Below are 22,534 nucleotides of genomic sequence, written 5' to 3'. Positions count from 1 at the left end.
CTTAACCCTTCTTCGCGCCGTAGCGACTACGGGCCTGCTTGCGGTTCTTGACGGCCTGGGTGTCCAGGGCGCCGCGAACGATCTTGTAACGCACACCGGGGAGGTCCTTCACACGACCGCCGCGAACCAGCACGAGCGAGTGCTCCTGCAGGTTGTGGCCCTCGCCGGGGATGTAGGCGGTGACCTCGGTGCCGTTGCGGAGCTTCACACGGGCGACCTTGCGCATAGCCGAGTTCGGCTTCTTCGGGGTCGTCGTGTACACGCGGGTGCAGACACCCGCCTGCTGCGGGTTCGCCTTCAGTGCCGGCGCCTTGGTCTTGGTGACCTTCGGCGAGCGACCCTTGCGAACCAACTGCTGAATGGTTGGCACGTTCTCTCCTTGTCAATGCTGCACGGTGACAGCGTCGTGGTCTCCCCCGCCCCGGCGGATTCTTGCGAATCATGTCGGGGAGGGCTCACGCGGATCCACCGGGGCATCAGAATGACCTGACGTCCGTTGAAAGTGGTGGATATGCCGTGGGGGTGACCTGTTCGCAGGCCAGTCCCTGAGATGGTGCGTCGAGCGGATCCTGCGTCGAACCGAGGCACGACGCAGGGCGCGCAAGAGCGCACACCCGGTCAATGATACGCGCCCACGGGAGAGTGGGTCAAACGCGGGTCGTCAGGAGTCGGTGCGAGCGATTCTGAGCTCGGCGTCGCCGAGCAGGAAACGCTCCGTGACCTCCTGATCGGCGCCCGGCGCGACCTCGACCTCGGCACCGTCCACGAGGACGACGACGCCGTTCGTCGAGCCGAGGTCGCCGATCATCCAGGCATCCGCGCGACGACGCAGCAGCGCGTGCGTCTTCGAGACGGTGCGCGTGTCGTCGACGACCGTGACGAGCTGGGCGCCGGGCGCGGAGTGCACCGGCACGGGGCGTCGTCCGAGCACGACCGTGTCGCCGGTGAGCTCCAACGGGTTGCCGTCGGGAAGCACCAGAGCCCACTTCGGGCGACGACGCGAGGCGATCACGGTGTCCTCCACCAGATCGCCCACGCCGGGACGCGAGGCAGCGACGGATGCGGCGGCCGCACGCGGCTGGCCGGCTACCGGTGCGCCGACGACTGCGGATACCTCGCCCGAGGCCTCCGGGAAGGCGTCGGACTCGGGAAGGAACGAGTCGCGGAGGACGGGGGGCACGGGCGGCGGGACGAAGGCTGCATCCGAGGACTCCTCGGCCGCGGTCGGTACCGCGCTGGCCGGTGCCGGATCCGCGGCGGCCGGCGCAGGAGCGGCGGCCGCCGCGGGAGCGGCAGCCTCCTCTTCCTCATCCACGACGGCCGGCTGCCACCACGACATGACGGGAGCGGGAGCGGCGGGCTCGGCGGCGGGAGCAGCGTAGGGATCGCCGGCAGGGGCGGCGAAAGGGTCGGCCGACGGGGTCGGCGCCGCGGGGGCCGCGTAGGGGTTGTCTACCGGCGGAGACGGCGGCGCCGCGGGGGCCGCATACGGGTCCGCCGCCGCGGGAGCGGCGAACGGGTCGCCGACCGGAGCCGCGTACGGATCGGCTGCCGCGGGGGCCGCGTAGGGGTCCGTCGCGGGGGCGGCGTACGGATCGACCGTCGGCGCCGCGTAGGGGTCCGGCACGGGAGCGGGCGCCGCGGGCGCGGTGTAGGGCTGGAAGGCCGGGGGCTCGGACCAGCTCTGCGCGGCGGGTGCCGGCGGAGCGGGCTCGGCGGGGGCCGCGCCCGGCAGCGGCGGGGCCGGCGGGATCCAGGCGGACGGCGTCGGCACCGAGCGTCGCCCGGAGAACTCGTCGCCGTCGACGGCTGCCGCGGGGAAGGCGGCGGTGAAGGCCGCGAACTCGTCGGGCGCCTGCTCGCGGGGCTCTCGCACCGGGCGCGGGGCGACCTGATGGACCGGGCGCGCGGCGCCGAAGCCGAGCACGGACGCCCAGACGGGGAGGAGCAGGGCCGCGAGCACCGTCATCCCCCCGCCGTACCCGAACATCGCGCCGATCCGGTGCGCCGCCGTGACGATGGCGACGTAGACGAAGATGCCGCCGAATCCGGGGATGAGGAGCAGGAGCAGCAACCAGCCCGACAACCCGCCGAGCCCCAGGAAGATGACGCTGTTGTAGACGGGGATCCAGGCCTTCCAGCGCTCGATGCCGAGCTTGCCGAACACCGCCCCGAGCGCGACGGCCGTCCAGATGTAGATGCCGATGCTGAGGGCGATGGACACCAGAGCGATCACCAGCCACAGGGGGCCGAGAGCCGCGGGGATGGACGAACCGTCTGGATACATGGGGGCTGCCTCAGGGGGTCGGACCGTCGAGGTCACGGGGGTCGAAAGGGGCGTCGAGCGATCGGGTCAGTTCTTCCAGCATGGCCGCGATCTGGGGTTCTACGAACTCCGCGACGGCGGCCTGGATGCGGATGCGGTGGTGGAGCAGGATGGCGCAGAGCTCCCGTCCCACCATATTGGCGTAATCGTCGGCCAAACCGACCTCTTGACGCAGAGCCGCCTTGGCCTCGTCGCTCAGGGGCGGGAGATCCGGCACCCCGGCATCCGCGTCGGCGGCCAGGCCCGACAGCGTGAAGAGGAACGGCGCTCCCGGGAGGGGCTCGGGATCCAGCGGCAGCCCCTCGAACTCGGGATCGAGGTTCTCGGTCGGCCGGTAGCTGCGCGCGCGGTTTCGGGCGGCCTGCTGATCGAGCTCCGACTGCAGCAGAGGGAGGTTCCGCGAGGTGTACTCGGCGACGGCGTGGTCGACGACGGTCTTCAATCGCGTCGACAGCCCGTGCTGCACGCCGTGCGGCACATCACCGCCCAGGCCCGCGGCCGAGAGCATCGGCGACCCGAGGCAGCGCCGGCAGGGAGCCAACCGGCCACGATGCGTCGACGGCTCCCATCGCGGCAGCCAGCGCAGCCAGGCGTCCACGGCCTGGCTGACCTGAGTCTCGAGCGAGCGCTCCACGACTCCACGCTATCCGTCACCCGCGGATTTCCGGCGTCATGACGCCCGTGGATGCCGTCGCGCCGCCCTCATTCGTCGTCGTCGCCCTCCCAGGGCCACTGCGGACGCCCCGCGCGCGTGCGCACCAGGGCGACGGCCGACCACGCGGCGACCGCGGCGGCGGCCGCGACGACGAGGCCGGGCCAGCCCACCCACAGGGCGCCCAGCAGCACCGCCCCGGTGACGAGGTCGCCGGTCCCGAGGGCGGCGGCCACCGCCCCCGCCAACCCGTAGGCCGCCCACGCGGCCGCGGCGACGACGGCGGCGGAGCGGTAGCGCGGATGCCGGGCGCCCACGGCTCTGGCCGTCACCCCCGCGTAGGCAGCGCCGGCGCCCGCCACCGCGATCACACCGGGCAGGGGGCCGAGCGACGGGACGCTCACGACGTCCGAGTCGGTCGCGAGGCTGACGAAACCGAAGCCGGCGATCACGACGGCGAGGAAGCCGATCAGCGTCAGGACGAGGGCGACCGCGGGCCGCACCGGCCCCGCGGACTCCCCCGGCGCGGTCATTCAGCCCTGGTGGAGCCGCGGGCCCGCTTCGAGCGTGCGCTCGTACTCGCGCTGCGCTTCCTCGTTGAGCTCCGTGACGCGCTTGCCGCGACGGGCGACCCACGCGCCGAACCAGATGGTGAGCTCACGACCGAGCACGAACGAGAGGATCGCGTACGGGAAGAACAGCTGTCCTTCGAGCAGCGCGGCACCCTCGCGGGCGGTCAGCTCCCAGAACGGGGCCTGGATGAGTGCGCCGAGCAGGTAGCCGGCGTACGACGCAACGCCGACGAGAAGACCCCAGATCACCCAGTGCGCCCAGCGTGCCCGGTTGAGGATCGCCCCCAGCGTCCAGAAGGCGAAGAAGAACACGACGACCGGCACCCAGAACAGCGCGGAGCCGACGATGGCGAGCATGTAGTCGACCGCGGCGCTGGCGTCGAATGCGCCGACCAGGAAGCCGTAGCCGACCAGGACGCCGAACATGAGCAGCGCGAAGGCGAGGGTCGCGAGCAGACCGATCGCACCGGCTGCGCCGCGGTTGCCCCGCGGGTGCGGGGCCTCGGGCGCCTGGACGAAGATCGGCTGGGGAGCCGCGGCGACGACGGGGGCGTCATCCATCGGCACGGACTCGGGGCGGTCGTACCACGGCACGTCGTCGGCCGCCGGCGGCGTGAGCGCGACGGGGGTGACGGGAGCGGCGACGGTCTCGGCGGCGGCAGGAGTCGTGTCGATCGCGCTGTCGCGCTCGACGGCGGGGACCTCGTCGACCAGGACGGTCTCCTCGACGACGACCTCGTCCACGACGACGTCCTGGGCGGGCGCATCCTGCGCGACGTCGGGGGCGTCGGTGACGACGACCTCTTCGACGATCACGTCCTCTTCACGGGGAGCGGTGCGCACGGCCTCGGCGTCGGCCAGGCCTTCGTTCGCGCGGCCCACGACATCGTCGACCGGGGCAGGCTCTTCCACCGGGTCACCGGCAGACGGCGTCTTCGGGTCAGTCATCGCTGTCGCTCCTCACGCGGGACACTCGCCCGTCGGTCGAGGTTAATCCGCTGCGGCCCCGTGACGCCGCAGGCGCGCGCGGCTGTCGTGGAAGACAACGGCTAACGTGAAGCCCATGACGCCGTCCGCCCGTCCCCTCGCCCGCACGGTCGCCACGGTCGTCGCGGTGGTGGCGATCGCCCTGCTGGCGGGCTGCGCGCCCGACCCGGCGGACGCTCCCGCCACGTCCTCCTCCTCCGGCACCCCGACGCCGACGGACTCCCCCACCCCGGAGGCCTCGCCGACCCCGTCCGCCACCCCCGTATCGCTGCCGACCGACTGCCGCGCGATCCTCACGGAGGCGGTGCTGGCTCAGCTCGACGGGGTGCCGCTCAACGACCCCGCCTTCACGGGGACGGGCGTGCAGCCCGACGGGACGCTCGTGTGCACCTGGGGACGCCCCGACACCGACACCGGGCGCCTGCAGACGACGATTTCGTCGATGTCGCGGGGTCCTGCCCTCGACATGCTGAACGGCCTCGCCGCCGAGGGGTACTCCTGCTACACGCCCACCGGCGGCACGCGCTGCGAGAAGGTGTGGATCAACGAGCAGTACCCCGTCAACGACGGTCGCACGCTCTTCTGGCGCCAGGACGTCATGATCGACACGCAGTACACGGACCTCGCGCCCGCGGGGTACACGGACGCCGTCATCGCGGGCGTCTTCGGCTGATCCCGGTCAGCCCGGCCACACCTGCTGGGCCATGCGCTCGATGTAGTGATCCGGCCGCCACCCCTGATAGGTCGTGGCGACCCACACGCCGTCGCGCACGATCTGCTCCTCGACGCCCGCGTCGGTCGTGGCCGTGCAGCGGATGCCGTCGCCGAACCCGATGCAGTCGAACCCGGCGGTCAGCAGGGTCGCCTCGGCGACGTCGGCGGCGTCTCCGGCGACGTCCGACACGCTCGTGACGATCGCGCCCGCGTTGGGGGCTGTGAAGGCGCAGGTCACCCGTACGGCGGGCGCCAAAGCCGCGGAGAGGCCGCTGGCGACGGTCACGGGCGGTGTGGCGTCCTGCACCGGGTCTCCCCCCACACGCTGCGTCAGCTGGGCCCAGAGCGCCTCGGTGTACAACGCCCGGCATTCGGGGGTGGCCGTGGCGCGCTCGACCGAGACCCGCTCGCCCGCCGCCTGCGGCACCGACGCGGTGCCGCGCAGCGTGTCGCCGATGAGCTGGATGCCGGTGGGGATGGCAGGCACCGCGAGGGCGACGAGAACCGTCACGACGGCAGCACAGCCGAGCCCCACGACCCAGGCCATGAAGCTGTTGCGACCACCGATGCGTGCCATGTGCGCCTCCCCTCATCCACGGTACGACGCGCCCTCGGTCAGGCCCGGCAACGGCACACCGACGGCGTGCCCGCAACGACGAAGGGCCCCGCGTCGTGAGACGCGGGGCCCTTCGGTGAGGGATGCGGCAGGCCGCATCCCTCACCTCACTCAGTTGTAGGTACCGGGCGTGAAGTCGTCCGTCGAGAAGCTGTCGAAGTCGACGTAGCTCAGGTCGGCGTCGCTGTACGCACCGTCCGAGGCGAAGATGCGGTTGGGGTACCGCTCGCTCTTCGCTTCTTCGGTCGCCTCGACCGTGACGTTGCGGTACTTCGACAGACCCGTGCCGGCCGGGATCAGCTTTCCGATGATCACGTTCTCCTTGAGGCCGACGAGCGGGTCGCTCTTGCCCTCCATCGCGGCCTGCGTGAGCACACGGGTCGTCTCCTGGAAGGAGGCGGCCGACAGCCACGACTCGGTCGCGAGCGACGCCTTCGTGATACCCATCAGCTCGGGGCGACCGGACGCCGGGCGCTTGCCCTCGGCGACGGACCCGCGGTTGATGTCGATGAAGCGACGCGAGTCGACCATCTCACCGGGCAGCAGCGTGGTGTCGCCGTGGTCGACCACGGTGACCTTCCGCAGCATCTGGCGGACGATGACCTCGATGTGCTTGTCGTGGATCGGCACACCCTGCGACCGGTACACGCCCTGCACACCGCCGACGAGGTACTTCTGCACCTCGCGGGCGCCCATGACGCGCATGATCTCCTTCGGGTCGAGCGTGCCGACCTGGAGGGGCTGACCGACCTCGACGCGCTGACCGTCCTCGACCAGGAGCGTCGCGCGCTTCAGGACCGGGTAGACGTGCGGCTCGTCGCCGTTGTCGGGCGTGAGGATGACCTTCTTCTGCTTCTCGGTCTCCTCGATCGTGATGCGGCCATCGGCCTCGGCGATCGGGGACGCACCCTTGGGGGTACGGGCCTCGAAGAGCTCCTGCACACGCGGCAGACCCTGGGTGATGTCTTCGGCCGAGGCCGAACCACCCGTGTGGAAGGTACGCATCGTCAGCTGGGTTCCGGGCTCACCGATCGACTGGGCCGCGATGATGCCGACGGCCTCGCCGATGTCGACGACCTTGCCGGTGGCCAGCGAACGGCCGTAGCACTTCGCGCACACACCGACGGCCGAGTCGCACGTCAGGACGGAACGCACCTTGATCGAGGTGACACCCGCGTCGACGAGACGGTTGATGAGCACGTCGCCCACATCCGACCCGGCGTCCGCGAGGACCTCGCCGGACTCGCTGACCACGGCTGCGGCCAGGGTACGGGCGAACACCGAGTTCTCGACGTTCGCATCCTTGATGAGCACGCCATCGGCGCCCACGGCGGCGATCGGGAGCTCGAGGCCCTTCGACGTCGCGCAGTCCTCCTCGCGGATGATGACATCCTGCGAGACGTCCACGAGACGACGCGTGAGGTAACCCGAGTCGGCGGTACGGAGAGCCGTGTCGGCCAGACCCTTTCGGGCACCGTGCGTCGCGATGAAGTACTCGGCGACCGACAGACCCTCGCGGTACGAGGAGATGATCGGTCGGGCGATGATCTCACCCTTCGGGTTGTTCACCAGGCCTCGCATACCGGCGATGTTCCGGATCTGCAGCCAGTTACCACGAGCGCCCGAGGACACCATGCGGTTGATGGTGTTGTCTTCCGGGAAGTTGGCGCGCATCGCGGCCTGGACCTCGTCGGTGGCCTCGGTCCAGATCTTGATGAGCTCCTGACGACGCTCGGCGTCGGTCGTGAGGCCCTTCTCGTACTGGGACTGCACCTTGGCGGCCTGCTTCTCGTAGCCCGCGATGATCTCGGCCTTGTTCGGCGGCGTCAGGACGTCGCTCAGCGCGACGGTCACACCGGAACGCGTGGCCCAGTAGAAGCCGGCGTCCTTGATGCGGTCGAGCGAAGCCGCGACCTCCACCTTGGGGTACTCCTCGGCCAGCTTGTTGACGATCTGCGACAGCTTGCCCTTGTCGGCCTGTTCGCGGACGAACGGGTAGCCCTTGGGCAGGGTGTCGTTGAAGATCGCCTGACCGAGCGAGGCGTCGACGAGACCGTGACGCTCGTAGCCCTCGGGGGCTTCGCCCTCGAGGAAGGCGAGACCGGGGACGCGGATGCGGACCTTGGCCTGCAGGTCGAGGGTTCCCTCGTCCTTGGCCAGGATCGCCTCGCCGACCGACCCGAACACGCGGCCTTCGCCGGCAGCGCCCGCGATGACCGTCGTCAGGTGGTGCAGACCGATGATCATGTCCTGCGAGGGCAGGGTCACCGGACGGCCGTCGGACGGCTTCAGGATGTTGTTCGACGCCAGCATGAGGATGCGGGCCTCGGCCTGGGCCTCGACCGACAGCGGCAGGTGGACGGCCATCTGGTCGCCGTCGAAGTCCGCGTTGAACGCGGCGCAGACGAGCGGGTGCAGCTGGATCGCCTTACCCTCCACGAGCTGAGGCTCGAAGGCCTGGATGCCGAGGCGGTGGAGCGTCGGCGCACGGTTCAGCAGAACCGGACGCTCGCGGATGATCTCCTCGAGCACGTCCCAGACCTCGGGACGGGTGCGCTCGACGGCGCGCTTGGCGGCCTTGATGTTCTGCGAGTGACCGAGGTCGATCAGGCGCTTGATCACGAACGGCTTGAAGAGCTCGAGCGCCATCTGCTTGGGCAGACCGCACTGGTGCAGCTTCAGCTGGGGTCCGACGATGATCACCGAACGGCCCGAGTAGTCCACGCGCTTGCCGAGCAGGTTCTGACGGAACCGGCCCTGCTTGCCCTTGAGCATGTCGGAGAGCGACTTGAGCGCACGGTTGCCGGTACCGGTGACCGGGCGACCACGGCGGCCGTTGTCGAACAGTGCGTCGACGGCCTCCTGCAGCATCCGCTTCTCGTTGTTGACGATGATCTCGGGGGCACCGAGGTCGATCAGACGACGAAGACGGTTGTTGCGGTTGATCACACGGCGGTACAGGTCGTTCAGGTCGCTGGTCGCGAAGCGGCCACCGTCCAGCTGCACCATCGGGCGCAGCTCCGGCGGGATCACCGGGACGACGTCCAGCACCATCGATGCCGGGCTCATGCCGGTCTGCAGGAACGAGTTGACGACCTTGAGGCGCTTGATCGCACGGATCTTGCGCTGGCCCTTGCCCTCCGAGATCTGCAGGTGCAGGTTCTCGGCCTCGGCGGCCAGGTCGAACGCCTCGAGGCGACGCTTGATCGACTCCGCACCCATGTGGGCCTCGAAGTACTGACCGAAGCGGTCGACGAGCTCGTTGAAGACCTCGTCCTCGGGCTTCAGCGCGCCCACGGAGAGCGAACGGAAGTCCTCCCACACGCGCTCGAGCTTGGCGATCTGCTCGTCGGCCTGCTTGCGGGCCGTGGACATGTCCTTCTCGGCCGCGTCCTTGACCTTCTTCTTCTGGTCGGCCTTGGCGCCTTCCGCCTCGAGGGCGGCGAGCTCCTCCTCCAGCTTGGCCAGACGCGCCGCCACACGGGCGTCGCGGCGGTCGCCGAGGTTCTTGATCTCGAGACGCAGGTTGTTCTCGTGCGTGGGGAGGTCGCGGTGACGCGCCTCCTCGTCGACCGAGATCACCATGTAGGCGGCGAAGTAGATGACCTTCTCGAGGTCCTTCGGCGCCATGTCGAGCAGGTAGCCCAGGCGCGAGGGCACGCCCTTGAAGTACCAGATGTGGGTGACGGGAGCGGCGAGCTCGATGTGGCCCATGCGCTCGCGGCGCACCGAGGACTTGGTGACCTCGACGCCGCAGCGCTCGCAGACGATGCCCTTGAAGCGCACGCGCTTGTACTTGCCGCAGGCGCACTCCCAGTCACGGCTGGGTCCGAAGATCTGCTCGCCGAAGAGGCCGTCCTTCTCGGGCTTCAGCGTGCGGTAGTTGATCGTCTCGGGCTTCTTGACTTCACCGAAGGACCAACGACGGATGTCGTCGGCGGTGGCCAGACCGATGCGGATCTGATCGAAAGTGGTGGATTCGAGCACTGGTTCTCCTGTGTCGGAATTCTGTCGCTGAGGGACCGGGATCAGATCTCGTCGATGGACGAGGACTCGAACCGGCTGGAGATGTTGATGCCGAGCTCTTCCGCCGCGCGGAAGGCGTCATCATCCGTGTCACGCAGGTTGACCGCGGTGCCGTCGGCCGAGAGGACCTCGACGTTCAGGCAGAGCGACTGCATCTCCTTCATGAGGACCTTGAACGACTCGGGGATACCGGGCTCCTGGATGTTCTCGCCCTTGACGATCGCCTCGTACACCTTGACGCGGCCGAGGATGTCGTCGGACTTGATCGTGAGGAGCTCCTGGAGGGCGTATGCGGCGCCGTAGGCCTCGAGGGCCCACACCTCCATCTCACCGAAGCGCTGTCCACCGAACTGCGCCTTACCACCCAGCGGCTGCTGCGTGATCATCGAGTACGGACCCGTCGAACGCGCGTGGATCTTGTCGTCCACGAGGTGGTGCAGCTTCAGGATGTACATGTAGCCGACCGAGATGGGCGCCGGGAACGGCTCGCCGGAGCGGCCGTCGAACAGCGTCGTCTTGCCGGTGCGGTCGATCAGACGCACACCGTCGCGGGTGGGCGTGGTCGAGTCCAGCAGACCCGCGATCTCGTCCTCGAACGCGCCGTCGAACACGGGCGTCGCGACCTTGGTGCCGGGAGCCGCCTCGCGGGCGACCTCGGGCAGGTGCGCAGCCCACTCCGGGGTGCCCTCGACCTTCCAGCCCTGCTGAGCGATCCAGCCGAGGTGGAGTTCGAGGACCTGACCGAAGTTCATTCGACCGGGGATACCGAGCGGGTTGAGGATGACGTCCAGCGGCGTGCCGTCGGCCAGGAAGGGCATGTCCTCGACGGGGAGGATCTTCGCGATGACGCCCTTGTTGCCGTGGCGGCCGGCGAGCTTGTCGCCCTCGGTGATCTTGCGCTTCTGGGCGATGTAGACCACGACGCGACGGTTGACGCCCGAGCCGAGCTCGTCGTCGCCGTCCTCCGCGTTGAACTCCTTGACGGCGATGATCGTGCCCTGTTCGCCGTGGGGAACCTTGAGCGACGTGTCGCGCACCTCGCGGCTCTTCTCGTTGAAGATCGCGCGGAGCAGGCGCTCCTCGGCCGACAGCTCGGTCTCACCCTTGGGCGTGACCTTGCCGACGAGGATGTCGCCGGGGCGCACCTCGGCACCGATACGGATGATGCCGCGCTCGTCGAGGTCCTTCAGCAGGTCGGGGCTCACGTTCGGGAGGTCCCGCGTGATCTCTTCCTTGCCGAGCTTCGTGTCGCGCGAGTCGACCTCGTACTCCTCAATGTGGATCGAGGAGAGGGTGTCGTCCTTCACCAGCTCCTGGCTGAGGATGATCGCGTCTTCGAAGTTGTGACCCTCCCACGTCATGAACCCGACCAGCAGGTTCTTGCCGAGGGCGAGCTCGCCGTTCTCGGTGGCGGGACCGTCGGCGATGACCTCGCCGACCTCGACGCGCTCACCGGCCGAGACCACGACGCGCTGGTTGTACGACGTGCCCTGGTTGGAGCGGTCGAACTTGCGCAGGAAGTAGTCCTGCGTGCCGCCCTCGTCGAGCTGGACGGTGACGACGTCGGCCGAGACCTCGGCGACCACACCGGCCTTCTGCGCGGTGACCACGTCACCGGCGTCGACGGCCGCGAAGCCCTCCATACCGGTACCGACGACGGGCGACTCGCTGCGCACCAGCGGAACCGCCTGGCGCTGCATGTTGGCACCCATGAGGGCGCGGTTCGCGTCATCGTGCTCGAGGAACGGGATGAGCGAGGTCGCCACCGACACCATCTGGCGCGGCGAGACGTCCATGTAGCCGATCTCGTCGACCGGGAACAGGTCGACCTCGCCACCCTGGCCACGGCGGGCCAGGACGCGGTCCTGGGTGAAGTGACCCTCGGCATCCAGCGCGGCACCGGCCTGAGCGACGATGAAGTCGTTCTCGACGCTGGCCGTGAGGTAGTCGATGTCGCTCGTGACCCGGCCGCTGACGACGCGGCGGTACGGGGTCTCGATGAAGCCGAACGAGTTGATCCGCGCGAACGATGCGAGCGAACCGATCAGGCCGATGTTGGGGCCTTCCGGGGTCTCGATCGGGCACATACGGCCGTAGTGCGAGGGGTGCACGTCGCGCACCTCGACGCCGGCGCGCTCACGCGACAGACCACCGGGTCCGAGCGCCGACAGACGGCGCTTGTGGGTCAGGCCCGCGAGCGGGTTGTTCTGATCCATGAACTGCGACAGCTGCGAGGTGCCGAAGAACTCCTTGATCGCGGCGACGACGGGGCGCACGTTGATCAGGGTCTGCGGGGTGATGGCCTCGATGTCCTGCGTGGTCATGCGCTCGCGGACGACGCGCTCCATGCGGGACAGACCGGTGCGGACCTGGTTCTGGATGAGCTCGCCGACCGCGCGGATGCGACGGTTGCCGAAGTTGTCGATGTCGTCGACGTCGATGCGGATGTCGGCGGTCTTGCCGCCGCGCAGGCCCTCGAAGGTCGCGTCGCCGCGGTGCAGGCGCACCAGGTACTTGATGGTCGCGACGATGTCCTCGACCGTCAGCACCGAGTCGCTCAGCGGCTTGTCGAGTCCGAGCTTCTGGTTGATCTTGTAGCGACCGACCTTCGCCAGGTCGTAGCGCTTGGACGAGAAGTAGAAGTTGTCCAGCAGCGCGCGGGCGGCCTCGGCGGCGACCTGCTCGCCCGGACGGAGCTTCCGGTAGATGTCGCGAAGGGCGTCCTCCTTGGTGAGGATCGTGTCCTTCTCGAGCGTCTCCTCGATCGAGGTGAAACCGGCGAACTCGTTGAGGATGTCCTCGCTGGAAAGGCCCAGGGCCTTCAGGAAGACGGTGACCGACTGCTTGCGCTTACGGTCGATGCGCACGCCGACCTGGTCGCGCTTGTCGATCTCGAACTCGAGCCAGGCACCACGGCTGGGGATGACGCGCGCCGAGACGATGTCCTTGTCGCTGGTCTTGTCGGGCGTCTTGTCGAAGTAGACGCCGGGCGAGCGGACGAGCTGCGAGACGACGACACGCTCGGTGCCGTTGATGATGAACGTTCCGCGCCCGGTCTGCAGCGGGAAGTCGCCCATGAAGACGGTCTGCGTCTTGATCTCACCGGTCTGGTGGTTCATGAACTCGGCCTCGACGTAGAGCGGGGCGGCGTAGGTCTTGCCGCGCTCCTTGCACTCCTCGATGGAGTACTTCTCGGGCTCGAGGTAGGGGTTCGTGAAGCTCAGCTGCATCGTCTCGCTGAGGTCTTCGATCGGGGAGATCTCCTCGAAGATCTCCTCGAGGCCGCTCGTGTTCGGCACGTCGGTGCGACCGGCAGCCTCAGCCTCGGCGACGCGGGCCTTCCAGGCGTCGTTGCCGACGAGCCAGTCGAAGGACTCCGTCTGCAGCGCCAGAAGGTCGGGGACCGTCAGCGTGTCGGAGATCTTGGCGAACGAAAGACGCGATGCTCCGCGTCCGCTCTTGGGGGTCTTGGTGGTGGGGGTGCTTGCGTTGGGCGCGGCAGCCAAGGGTATAACCTCCATGGGGCCCGGTGGGGCCTCGTGATCCTGGTGTCAGATGGAGTGCTCGATCTTCCCGACGCGTTCGCACCACACGCCGCGATCTGCGGGGGCACGTACGCACAGCCGACCACCATATGAGGGCAGGGGAATCCGGAGCGCAACTACCAACTATAGGTCGGATGACGCGCCATGTCCAGTCGAATTCTTGACGAGTTTCCCGACCTGCGGTATAAACGCAGGCGCGAGCCCCGGCGGCGGTGCGTGACGCGGCTCAGACCGCGGTGATCCGGCCGGGCGGTGACGACGATCCCCCGCCGGCCGCCGCGGCCGCGGACAGCGCATCGGTGGTCCACCTGCCGGTGAAGATCGGGATCTCGAGCACGTACGAGAACAACTTGGCCTTGCCGAGTTCCAGCTTCTTCCCGAAGAGCTTGAACTCGAGCTTGACGTTGCCGTTCATCTCGAGGGCCAGGAGCAGCTTGTACTGGATGAACGCCCGCCAGTGCCCGACGTTCTCGACGCCCGCGGTGATCTCGAACTTGACCTGCCCGCCGATGACGAGCTCGCCGCCGAGCGCCCCGTAGAACTTCGCCGATGCGACGATCTCCGGCCCCACCCCGGCCGTGATCGACGCCGAGAGCGTCAGGCCGTTCAGGCCCTCGAACGGCCCGAGCTTCGAGGTCGTCTTCGGTTCCTCGGAGAGGGTCTGGAAGCCCTTCGCCGTCGAGTAGGTGAACCCGTACGTGTACACCCGCTTCCAGCTGATCTCCGGGAGCGCGATCTTCGCCTCGGCGCCGTAGGAGCTCTTGAGCGAGGTCAGCACGTCGTTCGTGATGACGACGGGCAGCGGGCCGGCGAGGAACGTCACCGTCGGCAGGACGAAGGCGCCCAGAGGCACCCATGTGACCGACTCGACCTTCGTCGCGATCGACGCCTTGAGCTGCAGCGACCCCTTCACCGTCGCGATCACCTTCATCGTCAGGTCGTCGACGACGATCTTCACCGGCGAGAATCCCCACTCCCAGGTGAAATGGGTGCGGAAGACGAACTCGAGATCGGCGCCGACCTGCGCCTTCATCGCGAGGGCCAGCGTCAGGCTGTCCATGTCGGATGCGGCCGTGTACTCGCTGTCGAGGATCCTCTGCGCCTCCTCGGGAGTCGCCGCCTTCTTGGAGAACTCCTTGATGTTCGGCGTCTTGGCGCCGTCCTTCCATTCCCACAGGAGGTTCGCCTGCATCGACATCGATCCGGACGCGACGCTGTCGCCCGCCATCGGCCGGACGTCGGAGGCCGGCGCGAAGCCGGTTCCCGTTGCGTCCTCGGCGATGTCGTCGAGGTCCACCTCGGAGCCGGTGGCGACCCAGGCGCGCTCGCCGTCGCCATCCGCGAACTCGACCTCCGGGTACGCGATCGGCACGCCCGCCTCATCGACGGGGGCGGCCACCGCGGACGGATCATCGTCGACCGACATCCGTGCGCCGTCATCGAGCTGCTCCGTCTCGGAGATGTCGACCTGGAAGAACGCCTCGTCGAGACCCGCCTGCTCCACGGCGATGCGCCAGCCCTCGGCCACCCGATCGATCGCGACGACCCGGACGAGCCACCCGTCGGGTGTGCCCATGGCGCTCTCGTCGACCCCGGCGGGGACCGCGCCGATGAGGACGTCGCCCGGCGCGAAATCGGGCTCCACATCGAGCAGAGCCTCGGTGTCGCCGCGCTGATGCAACCACTGCTGCCGCGGATCCTGGTTGAACACGCGCACGTCGGGCGCCGTGACGGTGTCGTCGGCGTCGACGGCGACCACATCGACCACCACGTCGTCGGCCGCCGAGTGCCCGGCACGGTCGTACACCGTCGCGGTGTAGGTGAAGCTGCCGTCGGTGGGGGCCGCTGCGCCGAACTCCCAGTGGATGCCGTCCTCGTCCGAGCGGACGTCCGCGGTGCCGATGAGCCCGTCGGGGCCGGAGATCTCGACGCGGTCGATGCTCGACCCCGGCGCCGTGAGCGCGCCCGACAGCGTGAAGAAGCCGTGGTCGCCGAGGTCGACGTCGTGACCGTCGTCGTGCGAGTCGATGGTGACGGTGGGCCGCGCGTCGAAGGGACGCACGTGCTCCTCGCCCAGGATGTCGCCCACCGGCGCCCACGAGACGCTCGCCTGTCCTCGCCGCAGCGTCAGGACGTCATCGGGGCTCTGCGCCGTGAGCACGAGCTGGGGGATGGCGCCGCGCCGCGCATCCACGACGGCGCCGCGCGCGCGTCCCTCGTAGGCGGGGCCGAGATCGAGCAGCGTGGTCTCGGACGCGCCCGTGGCGGCGACGACCGCCAGGCCGTAGGCGGCATCGGCGTGGCGCGTGATGTGGACGCTCTCCGGCTCGCGCTCGGACAGGTCGACCGTGGCACCGTCGGTGAGGTCGGCGGTCACGACGAAGCTGCCGGGAAGGCTCACCTGCGAGGCGAACGGCGGCTCGTCCGGGATCCACCCCGTGACGTACAGCTGCGCAGCCACATCCACGTCGGCGGTGAGGCCGACCGCGCCGGTCGCATCGGGGGCGACGATCGTGGTCAGCGTGGTGCGACCGGCCGGCACCGGCAGACGTTGACCGCCGGCGATCACGGTCGTCGGCGACGGCGCGTCGACGACCAGCGTCGCGTAGACGGCACGGACGTCTTCACTCGGGACGCCGCCGGCGCCCACGACGCCCACCGGTACCTCGGCGGCGCCGACCACCGTGCCGGCGAGGCCGGCCGAGGTGTCGGCGCGAAGCACGGGTTCCTGCAGGGCGATCATCGACCCGGGCAGAAGCGGGTCCGAGTCGAAGGCTGCGAGCACCTCGATCCGCACGTCGACCGCGGCGTCCGCCCAGAGCTGCACCGCGCCGTCCTCGAGCGGCAGCAGCACGGTCGTGGATGCGGAGGCCCCGGCGACGACGTCCAGCACCGGCACCGCGCCGGCGCGGAGGACGCGGGTGTCGACCGGAGCGGACAGCGCCGCAATCCGCACGAGGGCCGCGTCGCTGCCCGCGACGGCATCGCCGAGGGCGACCGTGGTGCCGGCCACATCCGTCAGCGCCGCGCCGCGGCCGATCTCGGACTCCACGACAGGGAGCGCCGACCGGTCGGACACGCGGTGACCGATCGCTCCGCTCACGTCGGCGTGTGCGATCTCGGGGGTGTCGGGCACCTCGGCAGAGGCGGCCACGCCGCCCGCGAGGACGAGGGCTGCGGCGGTGACGACGCCGAGGACGCTCTGGAGCACGATGCGCACGGTCAGGCCGCCGTTCCGGAACGCGCGCGACGTCGGGCACGCACGGCGAGTGCCACGCCGACAGCGAGAACGGCCCCGCCGACGAGGGCAGCGATCAACACACCCTGCCCGCCGGTCAGCGCCAGCGCCCCCGTGCGCGGCGCCGTCGCGGCGCCGTCCGCGGGCGTGACCACGACCGCGGCGCCGCCCCCACCGCCGGCACCGCCGCCCCCACCGCCACTCGCGGCGGGCACCGCGAGACGCACGTTCAGGGCCGCGAGCGGCGAGGATGCGGCGTCGAGGACCGTCACGGCGGCATCCGGACTGCTCGCGGCGGCGCCGGCGGCGGCGCGCACCGACACCTGCAGGGCTCCGGGCTCGACGGCGACCTCGCCGTGCAGCCCGAGGGTCGTCGGCGCGAGCGCGACCGTCCGCCACGGTCCCGAGCCGGTGCGGACGGAGACGACGACGGCGTCGGCGCCGAGGCCCGCCTGCTCGAGCTCGACCCATGCCGTCGCGGCGCCCGCCGGGGCATCGACGGTGAACGACTCCTCGGCCGCGTGCGCGACCGCGGCGGGCGCCAGCAGCACCCCCGCGGCCACCATCAGGGCGAGCATCGTCGTGCGCGCGGACGCACGCCATCCACGTCGGATCATGCCGCTCCCCAGGGTCGATCGGTCGGGTCGTTCAGCACGGTAACAGCCGACGTGACGCCCCTCGGCGCGGGCACGTAGTTCTGCCCAGCGCGCGTCAGCGCGCGGTGCGGAACCGTATCCGCACGCCCGGACGGGCCTGCGCGAGCGCGTCGAGAGAGGCCCGGGTGGCCACCGCGATCACGGGGTAGCCCCCGGTGACGGGACCGTCGACGCCCAGCACGACGGGACGGCCCGCAGGAGGCACCTGCAGCGCGCCCGGGCGCATCCCCTCGCTGACCAGCTCACCGGCGCGGGTGCGGACCAGCTCGGGACCGTCCAGTCGCACACCGACGCGGTCGGCCGCGTCCGACACGGTCCACGTGGCGGAGCGGAGCAGGGCGAGCGCCTCGGGCGCGAACCAATCGGCCCGCGGACCGGGCTCGAGGTCCAGGATCAGCTCGCCGTCATCCGGCAGCGTCCACGGCCGGATGTCGAGCGCCGGGATCTCGCCGTCGATGTCGTCGGCGAGCGCGATCACGTCGCCCGCGGCGAGGTCGGCACCGCCGATCCCCGCGAGGGTGTCGGTGGCCCGCGACCCGGCGATCAGGGGTCCGCCCGCTCCCCCGCGGACGCCGAGGTACGCCCGGGCACCGTGAGCGAACGGCGGGAGGGCGAGCTCGGCGCCGGCGGGCCACGGCACGGCCTCGTTCCACGGCACCGGACGGTCGTCGATCAGGCCCCGCCCCGACGCTCCCGTCAGCGCGATCCAGAGATCGGTCTCGGCCACCGCGCGGAAGCCGCCGAGAAGCACCTCGACGCCCGCCGCCGCGGGACTGTTGCCGACCAGACGATTGGCCCGTCGGAGCGCCTCCGCATCCGCCGCGCCCGACACCGCGATCCCCTCCGACGCGCGCGCGGGCCGGCCCGCGTCCTGCAGGGTGGACCGCGCCCCCGGCGCGACGACGCGCAGCGCCGCGCGCTCGTCCATCGCCGCGGAAGGCACGGCGGCCTCCCGCTCGACGGCGTCGGCCGCGACTCCCGGCGCACCCGTCGCGGCGGAGCGGCGAGCGGTCGCCTCGTCGTGGACGAACCGCACGCGCATGCCGGGGCGCAGCAGAGCGGGGGTCGACGCGTGCGGGTCGAACAACACGGCCGGGGTGCGTCCGATGAGCTGCCACCCGCCGGGGGTCGGACGGGGATAGGCCCCGCTGAACCCGCCCGCCAGCCCCACCGCGCCGGCCGGGACGCGACTGCGCGGTGACGCACGGCGCGGCACGTCGAGGTCCCATTCCGCGCTGGTCAGGTAGCCGAACCCCGGAGCGAAGCCGGTGAAGGCGACGGTCCACTCGGCGCCCAGGTGGCGCGCGACGAGTGCGTCCTCGGAGAGTCCGAGCAGGCGCGCCGTGTCGCCGAGGTCCTCGCCGTCGTAGACGATCGGGACCTCCACGAGCTCGCCCGGGGCCGGAGTGCGCGCGGGTGCGGCGGCCTGCGCCTCGACCCATGCCCGCGCGGCGGCCGGCGACAGCACCGCCGGGTCGAGCACGAGCAGCACGCTGCGCGCCGCCGGCACGACGTCGATGAGACCCGGCGGCGCCGCATCCACGAGCCGGCGGTGGAGCGCCACCGATGCCGCGAGCGACGCCGTCTCGACGAGCACGGCGTCGCCTCCGAAGGGGAGGATCCTCACCAGGACGCCCTGACCGCGACACCCGCCGCATCGAGAGCGCGGCGGACGGCGCGGGCCATCGCGACGGCGGCCGGGGTGTCGCCGTGGAGGCACAGCGATGCCGCGTGGACCGCGACCTCGCCGCCGTCGACCGTGTCGACCCGCCCCTCGCGCACCAGCCGCACCGCGCGGGCGGCGACCTCATCCGGATCGGTGCGCAACGCTCCCGGCTCCCCTCGCGGCACCAGGGTGCCGTCCGCGCGGTAGCCGCGGTCGAGGAACGCCTCGCGCACGAACGGCACACCGGCCGCATGCGCCGCGTCGCGCAACGCGTCGCCGAGCCCGAGCACCGGGATCGCGCGCCCCCGGGCACGCGCGTGCGCGGCGACCACGTCGGCGACCGCGCGCGCGACGACCGGGTCGGCCCCGGCCGCGTGGTAGAGCGCACCGTGCGGTTTGAGGTAGCGGATGTCGGCGCCGGCCGCATCCAGCGCCTGCAGCTGACCCGCGAGCTCGGCGCGGAGCGCGGCGTCGTCGAGGGACTGGGCCACTCGGCCGAAGCCGGCGCGGTCGGGGTAGGACGGATGCGCGCCCACGGCCACCCCGTGGCGCTCGGCCCGGGCGACCGCCTCGCGCATGGACGCCGCGTCGCCAGCGTGTCCGCCGCAGGCGATGCTGGCGCTGGAGATGACGGCGAACATCGCCTCGTCGTCCGCGGTGGGGCGACCGTCGACCGTCTCGCCCAGATCCGCGTTCAGGTCGATCGCCCTCATGCGGCCACGCTAGCGCGAGCGCGCGGCCGGTAGCGTGGACGCATGGCACGGATGCGGCTCGAAGAGGTCCCCCGGCCCGAGGCGCGCCTGAGCGACGGCTCGCTCGCGAGCATCGTGCCCTCGCGCTTCGCCGGCGGGTTCGAGCTGGATGTCGCCGGCACCCCGCAGTCGCACGTCGACCTGGACGATCCGACCCACCTGCACTTCGAGTACGTGGCGCGGATGGGGGCCGTCATCGACCGGCTCAAGATGCCGGGGCAGCCGCTGACCGCGGTGCACCTGGGCGGCGGCGCCCTCACGATCCCCCGCTACATCGCCCACACGCGCCCCGGGTCGCGCCAGCAGGTGGTGGAGCTCGAGCAGGCGCTGGTCGACCTCGTGCGCGAGAACCTGCCGCTGCCGCGCGGGGCGCAGATCCGGGTGCGCATCGGCGACGCGCGCGCGGGGCTCGGTCGCCTCCCCGCTGCCCTCACGGGCAACGTCGACCTGCTGGTGTCAGATGTGTACGCCGGGGCGCAGACGCCCGCGCACCTCACGACGGTCGAGTTCTACCGGGCAGCGGCGGCGCTGCTCGCCCCCGACGGCGTGCTGCTCGTGAACGTGGCCGACGGCGCGGGACTGGCCTTCGCCCGGCGCCAGGTGGCGACCGTGCGGGCCGTGCTCCCCGAGATCGCCCTGCTCGCCGAGGTGCAGACCCTCAAGGGCCGGCGTTTCGGCAACCTCGTGATCGCCGCCTCCGCCGCCCCGCTCCCCACCGAATGGCTGCCTCGGCTCATGGCCGCGGGGCCGCATCCGGCCAAGGTCGCGCACGGCGCGGAGCTCGACGAGTTCGTGCGCGGCGCGACGCCCGCGACCGATGCGGACGCGACGCCCTCCCCCAAGCCGGCGGCCTCGGTCTTCGAGCTCTGACCGCGCGGTCGACGGGCGGCGGCGTGGCACACGCCCTGCTCGCCGACGACCACGCACACTGGATGAGGCCGTGCTTGGAGGGAGACACGTGAGCTACATCAGGGGACACCACCCGGACACGCTGCGCGAGATCGTCGACCCTCGCGAGTGCATCGACCGACTCGATGAGATCGGATCGCAGCGGAGCCTGCCCGCTCTCATGGAGCGGGTGTGGCTGTTGAAGGTCACCGATCAGCTCGATGACGCCCTCACGGTCGCCGAGCAGACCGTGCGCACCGCCCGCATGGCCGGCACGCGCAAGGACCTGCTGCGCGCCCGCATCCTGCACGCCACGGTGCAGCAGGAACGCGGGCAGCTGGGCGCCGCCGAACAGGAGCTCACCGCCTGCGCCGAAGAGGCGGAGGGCCAGGGCTGGGCCAGCATCGCCGCCTTCGCCTACCAGCACCGGGGCAAGGTGCACCTCGACGCCGAGGATCTGGAGGCGTCGCGCGAGGACTTCAAGCGCACGCTGTTCCTGCGTCAGCAGGCCGGAGCCCCCGAGGAGCAGCTCGAGACCACGCTGCTCGCGATCGACGCCGTCGACCGTCGCCGGATCGCCGCCAGCGTGGCGAGCTGACGCCGCGCATCCGAGTGTCGTAGATACGTTCTATCGTCGTCGCATGTCCGAACTGCAGCGCGTGCGCACCTGGGCTGATGCCCTCATCGCACTCCACCTCGACGACTCGTGGACGTTCGCCTTCGACAACGCCAAACGCCGGGCGGGCCTGTGCGACTTCGGCCGCCAGCGCATCAGCCTGTCGCGCTACCTCGCCGCCCGCTACGACGACGACACCAACCACCAGACACTCCTCCACGAGGTCGCGCACGCCCTCGCCGGCTCCGCCGCGGGCCACGGCGTCCGCTGGCAGCGCACCGCCCGCGAGCTCGGCTACGTCGGCGGCACGACGCATCACGGCGAGACGGCCGTGGAGCTCGCCCCCTGGGTGGGCGTGTGCCCGGCAGGACACGTGGCCTACCGGCACCGCCGCGCGACGCGGGCCACATCGTGCGCGAAGTGCGCGCCGCGGTTCGACGCCCGTCACGTGTTCACGTGGACGCGGCGCGAGATCTCGCGCGCCGAGCGGCTCGCCGCATCCACCCCGCGCTGAGGCGCGAGGCGCTCGGACTCGGCGGATCAGGCGTCAGGCGTCAGATCTCAGGCGTCAGGGCTCAGACCGCAGGCGTCAGGCGTCAGGACGCGACGAAGGCGCCGTCGCGCAGCACGGGCGCCGTGTCGACCTGATCGAGCAGAGCCGCGGCGACGACCGCCTCGCGGGCGCCGGCGTCGAGCAGCGCCTGCCCCGACCCGCTGGCGGTGAGCAGGTGGCGGACGGCGCCGCCCAGGCCACGGAAGGCCTCGCACGACGCGGCGGCCTCGGGCGAGGTGTGATCCAGGCCCAGTGTCCCCAGCGCGTCGATGATCGCACCCGCGCCCAGCTGGTCCTCGACCGCGAAACGACTGCCCGCGTCGTCGACGTCGCCGACGGCGATGACGGCGATCGAGGTGCGGGCGGCGCGGCGCTGCTGCTCGGCCAGCACGGCGCGCGCGACGGCACCGGCGTTGCGCAGCCCGCCGAGGAGAACCGTCGAGCCGGTGTCGTGCGCGGCACGGGCCAGGACCGCGGCGGGGGCGGATCCGGCCGCATCCACCCGGTCGGCGGTGACGAGCGCGTCCGCCGTCTCGGTCGAGTACGACAGCACGTCGACCACCACGACGACGTCGGAGGGCGCGAGCCGCGCGAGACCCGCAGCCCCCCACTCGAACCGGATCTGGTAGCGCGACTGGTCGTGCGGGGAGCTCATCCATCCAGCGTAGAACGGGTCGCCCGCGGCGACCGCCCACGTGACGCCCCGCGACGGCCCCGGGTCGGTGCC

17 protein-coding genes are annotated in these 22,534 nt (G+C 71.0%); 4 read left to right on the top strand and 13 right to left on the bottom strand.

Annotation, left to right across the window (positions count from 1 at the left end; genetic code table 11):
- Position 1 precedes the first annotated feature (1 nt).
- From rpsL to AB0N73_RS11155, 5 genes are all read right to left on the bottom strand, one after another.
- Complete coding sequence (rpsL, locus tag AB0N73_RS11175; protein WP_018187369.1) at positions 2 to 370, bottom strand: 30S ribosomal protein S12; 369 nt, start codon at positions 368 to 370, stop codon at positions 2 to 4.
- A gap of 291 nt (positions 371 to 661) precedes the next feature.
- Entirely contained in the window at positions 662 to 2,287 is a 1,626-nt protein-coding gene (locus AB0N73_RS11170) for a DUF5684 domain-containing protein (RefSeq protein ID WP_363563403.1), read from the bottom strand.
- Positions 2,288 to 2,297: 10 nt separating this feature from the next.
- On the bottom strand, positions 2,298 to 2,960 hold the full coding sequence (locus tag AB0N73_RS11165; protein ID WP_363563401.1) for a spermidine/putrescine ABC transporter substrate-binding protein: 663 nt from the start codon (positions 2,958 to 2,960) through the stop codon (positions 2,298 to 2,300).
- A 68-nt stretch (positions 2,961 to 3,028) separates the two neighbouring features.
- Positions 3,029 to 3,511 carry a hypothetical protein gene (locus AB0N73_RS11160; protein ID WP_363563399.1) on the bottom strand — a complete coding sequence of 161 codons (483 nt, stop codon included), beginning with the start codon at positions 3,509 to 3,511 and terminating at the stop codon, positions 3,029 to 3,031.
- On the bottom strand, positions 3,512 to 4,498 hold the full coding sequence (locus AB0N73_RS11155) for an ABC transporter (protein ID WP_363563397.1): 987 nt from the start codon (positions 4,496 to 4,498) through the stop codon (positions 3,512 to 3,514).
- A gap of 115 nt (positions 4,499 to 4,613) precedes the next feature.
- Here AB0N73_RS11155 and AB0N73_RS11150 point away from each other — a divergent pair, with 115 nt between their 5' ends.
- A complete protein-coding gene (locus AB0N73_RS11150; protein WP_363563395.1) occupies positions 4,614 to 5,210 on the top strand; it encodes a hypothetical protein in 597 nt (198 codons plus the stop codon).
- Positions 5,211 to 5,216: 6 nt separating this feature from the next.
- Here the strand turns inward: AB0N73_RS11150 and AB0N73_RS11145 are convergent, their stop codons facing one another.
- The 7 genes from AB0N73_RS11145 to AB0N73_RS11115 form a co-directional block, all read right to left on the bottom strand.
- Positions 5,217 to 5,828 carry a hypothetical protein gene (locus AB0N73_RS11145; protein ID WP_363563393.1) on the bottom strand — a complete coding sequence of 204 codons (612 nt, stop codon included), beginning with the start codon at positions 5,826 to 5,828 and terminating at the stop codon, positions 5,217 to 5,219.
- A 150-nt stretch (positions 5,829 to 5,978) separates the two neighbouring features.
- Complete coding sequence (gene rpoC, locus AB0N73_RS11140; protein WP_363563391.1) at positions 5,979 to 9,854, bottom strand: DNA-directed RNA polymerase subunit beta'; 3,876 nt, start codon at positions 9,852 to 9,854, stop codon at positions 5,979 to 5,981.
- A 41-nt stretch (positions 9,855 to 9,895) separates the two neighbouring features.
- On the bottom strand, positions 9,896 to 13,399 hold the full coding sequence (gene rpoB / locus AB0N73_RS11135) for a DNA-directed RNA polymerase subunit beta (protein WP_363563389.1): 3,504 nt from the start codon (positions 13,397 to 13,399) through the stop codon (positions 9,896 to 9,898).
- Positions 13,400 to 13,664: 265 nt separating this feature from the next.
- The gene (locus AB0N73_RS11130; protein WP_363563387.1) at positions 13,665 to 16,649 is read right to left on the bottom strand and encodes a hypothetical protein; all 2,985 of its coding nucleotides are present in this window, start codon (positions 16,647 to 16,649) and stop codon (positions 13,665 to 13,667) included.
- Between the two features lie 11 nt (positions 16,650 to 16,660).
- Positions 16,661 to 17,293, bottom strand: a complete 633-nt coding sequence (locus AB0N73_RS11125) for a hypothetical protein (RefSeq protein ID WP_363563385.1) — start codon at positions 17,291 to 17,293, stop codon at positions 16,661 to 16,663.
- A gap of 94 nt (positions 17,294 to 17,387) precedes the next feature.
- Positions 17,388 to 18,959: a carboxyltransferase domain-containing protein gene (locus AB0N73_RS11120; protein ID WP_363563383.1), complete on the bottom strand. Its 1,572-nt coding sequence runs from the start codon at positions 18,957 to 18,959 to the stop codon at positions 17,388 to 17,390.
- A complete protein-coding gene (locus AB0N73_RS11115) occupies positions 18,956 to 19,711 on the bottom strand; it encodes a 5-oxoprolinase subunit PxpA (RefSeq protein ID WP_363563381.1) in 756 nt (251 codons plus the stop codon). The genes AB0N73_RS11120 and AB0N73_RS11115 overlap by 4 nt, the downstream gene beginning before the upstream one ends.
- Positions 19,712 to 19,753: 42 nt before the next feature.
- On the opposite strand from AB0N73_RS11115, the gene AB0N73_RS11110 reads away from it, so the two are divergent.
- The 3 genes from AB0N73_RS11110 to AB0N73_RS11100 all read left to right on the top strand — a co-directional run bounded on the left by AB0N73_RS11110 (position 19,754) and on the right by AB0N73_RS11100 (position 21,768).
- Positions 19,754 to 20,620, top strand: a complete 867-nt coding sequence (locus AB0N73_RS11110) for a fused MFS/spermidine synthase (RefSeq protein WP_363563379.1) — start codon at positions 19,754 to 19,756, stop codon at positions 20,618 to 20,620.
- 88 nt (positions 20,621 to 20,708) lie between these two features.
- Entirely contained in the window at positions 20,709 to 21,236 is a 528-nt protein-coding gene (locus tag AB0N73_RS11105; protein ID WP_363563377.1) for a hypothetical protein, read from the top strand.
- Between the two features lie 43 nt (positions 21,237 to 21,279).
- Complete coding sequence (locus tag AB0N73_RS11100; RefSeq protein WP_363563375.1) at positions 21,280 to 21,768, top strand: SprT-like domain-containing protein; 489 nt, start codon at positions 21,280 to 21,282, stop codon at positions 21,766 to 21,768.
- Between the two features lie 82 nt (positions 21,769 to 21,850).
- Here AB0N73_RS11100 and AB0N73_RS11095 read toward each other — a convergent pair whose 3' ends face one another.
- Positions 21,851 to 22,462, bottom strand: coding sequence for a 2-phosphosulfolactate phosphatase (locus tag AB0N73_RS11095; RefSeq protein WP_363563373.1), 612 nt, complete (start codon positions 22,460 to 22,462; stop codon positions 21,851 to 21,853).
- Positions 22,463 to 22,534 lie beyond the last annotated feature (72 nt).

This window comes from Microbacterium sp. NPDC089189 (assembly GCF_040685095.1).
Classification (GTDB): domain Bacteria; phylum Actinomycetota; class Actinomycetes; order Actinomycetales; family Microbacteriaceae; genus Microbacterium.
This window is presented reverse-complemented; position numbering and strand designations above follow the sequence as displayed.

Bases quoted from the DNA above. Each gene is read 5' to 3' on its own strand.
- AB0N73_RS11170 (WP_363563403.1), bottom strand. From the start codon at position 2,287: ATGTATCCAGACGGTTCGTCCATCCCCGCGGCTCTCGGCCCCCTGTGG.
- AB0N73_RS11160 (WP_363563399.1), bottom strand. From the start codon at position 3,511: ATGACCGCGCCGGGGGAGTCCGCGGGGCCGGTGCGGCCCGCGGTCGCC.
- AB0N73_RS11155 (WP_363563397.1), bottom strand. From the start codon at position 4,498: ATGACTGACCCGAAGACGCCGTCTGCCGGTGACCCGGTGGAAGAGCCT.
- AB0N73_RS11150 (WP_363563395.1), top strand. From the start codon at position 4,614: ATGACGCCGTCCGCCCGTCCCCTCGCCCGCACGGTCGCCACGGTCGTC.
- AB0N73_RS11145 (WP_363563393.1), bottom strand. From the start codon at position 5,828: ATGGCACGCATCGGTGGTCGCAACAGCTTCATGGCCTGGGTCGTGGGG.
- AB0N73_RS11125 (WP_363563385.1), bottom strand. From the start codon at position 17,293: ATGATCCGACGTGGATGGCGTGCGTCCGCGCGCACGACGATGCTCGCC.
- AB0N73_RS11115 (WP_363563381.1), bottom strand. From the start codon at position 19,711: ATGAGGGCGATCGACCTGAACGCGGATCTGGGCGAGACGGTCGACGGT.
- AB0N73_RS11110 (WP_363563379.1), top strand. From the start codon at position 19,754: ATGGCACGGATGCGGCTCGAAGAGGTCCCCCGGCCCGAGGCGCGCCTG.
- AB0N73_RS11100 (WP_363563375.1), top strand. From the start codon at position 21,280: ATGTCCGAACTGCAGCGCGTGCGCACCTGGGCTGATGCCCTCATCGCA.
- AB0N73_RS11095 (WP_363563373.1), bottom strand. From the start codon at position 22,462: ATGAGCTCCCCGCACGACCAGTCGCGCTACCAGATCCGGTTCGAGTGG.